This window comes from Methylobacterium sp. J-078 (assembly GCF_022829285.1).
Classification (GTDB): domain Bacteria; phylum Pseudomonadota; class Alphaproteobacteria; order Rhizobiales; family Beijerinckiaceae; genus Methylobacterium.
In genome coordinates, this window is record NZ_JAKSYI010000093.1 from 1 (window position 1) to 3,866 (window position 3,866).

General features: G+C 68.8%; 5 protein-coding genes and 2 pseudogenes. 3 read left to right on the forward strand and 4 right to left on the reverse strand.

Annotated features, from left to right (window positions below):
• The 3 genes and pseudogenes from MKK58_RS13975 to MKK58_RS13985 form a co-directional block, all read right to left on the reverse strand.
• Positions 1 to 390: pseudogene (locus MKK58_RS13975) on the reverse strand (PhnA-like protein); the annotation flags it as partial.
• A 125-nt stretch (positions 391 to 515) separates the two neighbouring features.
• A complete protein-coding gene (locus MKK58_RS13980) occupies positions 516 to 1,019 on the reverse strand; it encodes a CsbD family protein (RefSeq protein WP_243912624.1) in 504 nt (167 codons plus the stop codon).
• Positions 1,020 to 1,077: 58 nt separating this feature from the next.
• Complete coding sequence (locus tag MKK58_RS13985) at positions 1,078 to 1,272, reverse strand: CsbD family protein (RefSeq protein WP_243912625.1); 195 nt, start codon at positions 1,270 to 1,272, stop codon at positions 1,078 to 1,080.
• A gap of 560 nt (positions 1,273 to 1,832) precedes the next feature.
• Between MKK58_RS13985 and MKK58_RS13990 the strand changes: the two genes are divergently transcribed.
• The 3 genes from MKK58_RS13990 to MKK58_RS14000 all read left to right on the forward strand — a co-directional run bounded on the left by MKK58_RS13990 (position 1,833) and on the right by MKK58_RS14000 (position 3,313).
• Positions 1,833 to 2,501, forward strand: a complete 669-nt coding sequence (locus MKK58_RS13990) for a sigma-70 family RNA polymerase sigma factor (protein WP_243912626.1) — start codon at positions 1,833 to 1,835, stop codon at positions 2,499 to 2,501.
• A 387-nt stretch (positions 2,502 to 2,888) separates the two neighbouring features.
• Positions 2,889 to 3,080 carry a hypothetical protein gene (locus MKK58_RS13995; protein ID WP_243912627.1) on the forward strand — a complete coding sequence of 64 codons (192 nt, stop codon included), beginning with the start codon at positions 2,889 to 2,891 and terminating at the stop codon, positions 3,078 to 3,080.
• 56 nt (positions 3,081 to 3,136) lie between these two features.
• Positions 3,137 to 3,313: a hypothetical protein gene (locus MKK58_RS14000; RefSeq protein ID WP_243912628.1), complete on the forward strand. Its 177-nt coding sequence runs from the start codon at positions 3,137 to 3,139 to the stop codon at positions 3,311 to 3,313.
• A gap of 9 nt (positions 3,314 to 3,322) precedes the next feature.
• Here the strand turns inward: MKK58_RS14000 and MKK58_RS14005 are convergent.
• A pseudogene (locus tag MKK58_RS14005) lies at positions 3,323 to 3,866 on the reverse strand (IS630 family transposase); the annotation flags it as partial.

Genomic DNA, 3,866 nt, shown 5'->3' on the forward strand with positions numbered 1-3,866 from the left:
CCCGCCGGCCGCCGACGTGAGCAGGTAGAGCACCACGAGGGTGGTCACCGCCCAGGAAACGAGGCCGTGCAGGCCGGCCGCCCCCGTGACGGGCTTGCCCGAGAGACGGCCCGCGATGAACCCGCCGGCCAGCGCGGCCACAACGCCCGAGGCCACGAACCAGACGCCTGCACTCAGCGACAGGGTCGAGGCGGCCGGGTTGTCGGCGGCCACCGGGCCGACGCTCGACAGGCCGACCCCCACGCCCACCATGTTCAGGATCACCTGCGTCACCAGCGCGGTGACGGCGCCCGCGAAGATCGCCCCCCACGAGACCTGGTTCAGGAGCACCGTGCGGGTGTCGGCCGAAGCCGCGGCGGAAGGGGTGGCGAGGATGGGAGAGGTGGACACGTGACTGGTACTCCGGGTCGTCGGTCGTCCGAGAAGCTCGGTCGTTTGCGAGGGGTCGTTGGTTAGGGGTCGTGGGGGGATGACGCCGCGATGCCGGGCCGCGCGTTCCAGCGCGGCCCCGTCGATCAGTCGCGGCCGTGGATGAGCAGGCCGAGGCCGTAGCCGAGGAGACCGGCCACGAGCAGCGCGGCCACGGGGTGCTCGGCGACCTGGTTCGTGGCGGCATAACCGCCCTGGCGCAGGTGCCGGCCGCCGTTCTCGTAGGCGTCCTCGGCCCTGTCGTAGGCTGCACGGCCGGCGCTGCGGACGGAGCGCTCGGCGCGCTCATAGGTGTCGCCGACCGCACCCTGGGCCCGACGCGCGCGGTCCTCGATGTCCTCCGAGCCGACGAAGTCGCCGACCGCGTCGCGAACCTTTCCGCCGATGTCGCGGGCGGTGTCGGCGACATGCTCGGCGGCGTCGCGCACGGTGTCCTTGACCTGACCGTAGACGTTTTCGGCGGCGCCCTGCGCCTCGCGGGCCCGGCCCTCGACCGAGTCCCGGCGGGAACCGGTCAGGTCGCCGACCGCGCCCTGCACCTTGCCGCCCAGTTCCTTAGCGGTCCCCGTGATGCGATTCGTATCGACCATGCCGTTTCTCCTTTTGATGTTACGGGTGATGTTCTGGAATTTCGATGTGCGTCCGAAGCTACGACTCAGGGGTGGACTTCGGTTTCACGCCGGACTTCGGTAATTTCTGCGCAGACGTCCGCTCCCGCTCAAATTCGTTCTGCTCGAATTTTCCCTCGGCCTCGACTTTCGGATCGCCGACCAGCTTCCCGATGGCTTCCTTCACGGAGGCTTTGAGCTTGTCGGCCCCGTCGTTCGTCTTCTGTGCGCTCACGGGATGCTCCGTTGCCCAGGCGAGGGAGACCCCTCAAGTGGCCCGGCAGGTCCGCCGAACAATGGTATATACGTACCGGTAGACCGGTTTTTATTGCCTAAGTCCGGACTGGACGAGCCCGGCTTTTTGGGACCAGCCGGCGGCGTCTGATCGGCCTCGGATGCACCGCGCGCCTCTGGATGCAGCGTCGCGCTCATTGCAGCCGACGCCGAACGCTCAGGGGAAGAGCGGCCCTCGCCATGCCTTCGCGGTGCCACCGGCGCGGGCGGCGAGTCCGTCGGACCCGACCAGGACTCTCCCCTTGCCGGGCCCGGCCGCTCCCTCGCGGACCTCGCGCCTGTTCGCGCCACTGACCACCGTCCCGTACTCCTGACCGCTCGCGTGAAGTCAGGCCGTAACAGGTCTTCGGATACGTCGGTTCCGGCGGAAATCGCCGAAAGACTGGTATATCCGCATCATTGACGTGAACGTGAACGATCAGCCAGACAGCGCGGCCTACAGTGCACGGTAGAAGCATGTCTTCACGGAACCGTGATCTCGGACTGGGAGTCCGACCCAGGATGCATTTCAGCACAATCGCCGACGAAACTTCCGCGCGCGGGGTTTTGCCTCGTCATGCCCAGGATCAGATCGGGCGAAGACTGAACGAACTGATCGCGCGGGCGGAGGCGGTCGAGGCCGGCACGCGGCTTGGGCAGGTCCTTCAGCGCCTCGGGATTGCCCTGCAGGAAGCCGAGGCGGACCGGCAGATCACCAAGGCGTTCGGCGACGAGCTGATCGCCCTCGTACCGCGCCTGCGCCGCTTCGCCCTCCTGCGCACCGGCAACGCGGCGGAGGCCGACGATCTCGTGCAGGCGACCCTGATGCGGGCCTGGGAGCACCGCGCCCAGTTCCAGACCGGCACCAACCTCGTGGCGTGGCTGTTCACGATCCTGCGCAACGGCCACCTGAACCAGCGCAAGCGCCTGCGACGCGAGATCGAGGACATCGACGGCGCCATCGCGGGCACGCTGTCCACCCCGCCGGAGCAGGAGCACCGGGTCGCGCTCTCGGAGTTGCAGGAGGCCCTGAACGACCTTCCGGCCGAGCAACGCGAGACTCTGCTGCTGGTGCTGGTGGACGGCCTGATGCACGAGGAGGCGGCCATCGTTCTCGGGTGCCGGGTCGGCACCGTGAAGAGTCGCGTGAGCCGGGCCCGCGACCGGCTGGCCCTCGCCCTGGGGCTGTGACGAGGCAACCGACGCCCCGTCCAGTCATCGCGCCCCCGGACCGAGCCGGTCGCCCTCGGTCGAGGCGGCGTGTCCGTGTTGTGCACGAGATGGCCGACGCGAGCGGAGCCCCGTGCCGAACGCATTTTACCAGGCAACGGACCGTCAAAATGATGCATCTGCATCATTGAGCGTCGGTCCAGCAGGGTTATTTCCTCCGCAGCACCGCCCCGACGACAGACCTCCCGATAGGAGACCGGGCGGGCGCCGGTGAGACATTTCAAAGTTATGCCGGACCTTGCATGTCCCCCGATCAGGTCCGGCATGGCCGCAGGGCCGGACGCCGTGCCGCTCCGGGCACACGTCCGGCCCGTAGGGCAACGCGACGAACAGGTGAGGATCTCCAGCGTGGCCAATCCCGGCATGCCCGACCCGATCCCGGGCGGCGATATCCCCTCGCAGCTGCCACCCCGGCCGTTCCCGGGCGAGCGTCCGCTCGGCTCCGACGAGCCCTCGGCCCCGTTCGAGGAACCACCCGAACCGGGCCTGGATCCGGACCGTCCGGCGGAGGGCCCGATCGAGCCGGGTATTCGCGCCTGAACGCGTCGCTGGAGGCCTACGAGGCGCAGGCGATCCAGGAAGCCGTCGAGTCCGGAATGGCGCGCCGCGAGCTGGCGGCAACCCTCGACGGGCGGCGCGTGACGGATCTCGTCCCGCCCGCGGCCGGCGAGCCGATGCGGGACTACGCGGTCCGGGCCACCGGCGAACTCATGGTCCGCTACCTCGCCCAGGTCGGGGACGCCCCGGCTCCGCTGGCCCGTCCGCCCCTCTAGTGCTCTGACTCAGACGGATGGTTCAGGAGCTCGGCTGAGGGCGTCGAAGATTGCAGAGGCGGGTTTAGTCCAGATGAAGGGCTTTGGGCTACGGTTGTGCTCGGCGATGTAGCGATTGATCGCCGCCTGCAGGTCGACGACGCCGGTGAAGGTGCCCCGCTGTAGACGGCGACGGGTCAGGGCAGAGAAGAAGCCCTCGACGGCGTTAAGCCATTAGGCCGAGGTCGGCGTGAAGTGGAAGCTCCAGCGCGGATGGCGGGCAAGCCAGGCGCGGACTCGCGGGTGTTTGTGACTGCCATAGTTGTCTAGGATGACGTGGACGAGCTTCCCGGCCCGCACGGCGGGCTCGACGGCGGTAAGGAAACGCGTGACCTGGCCGTGGCGATGAGGCTGCCTGCAGCGGCCGAGCACGGTGCCGTCCAGGACGTTGAGGGCCGCGAACAGGGTCGTGGTGCCGTGCCGAGTATAGTCGTGGGTCTGAGCGGCTAGGGGGCCTGGACAGAGGGGCTGGTCGGGGCGGGTGCGCTCCAGGGCCTGGATCTGATGGGGTGGA

Coding starts and splice junctions, on each gene's coding strand:
- MKK58_RS14000 (WP_243912628.1), top strand. CDS start 3,137: ATGGCGCGCCGCGAGCTGGCGGCAACCCTCGACGGGCGGCGCGTGACG.
- MKK58_RS13990 (WP_243912626.1), top strand. CDS start 1,833: ATGCATTTCAGCACAATCGCCGACGAAACTTCCGCGCGCGGGGTTTTG.
- MKK58_RS13980 (WP_243912624.1), bottom strand. CDS start 1,019: ATGGTCGATACGAATCGCATCACGGGGACCGCTAAGGAACTGGGCGGC.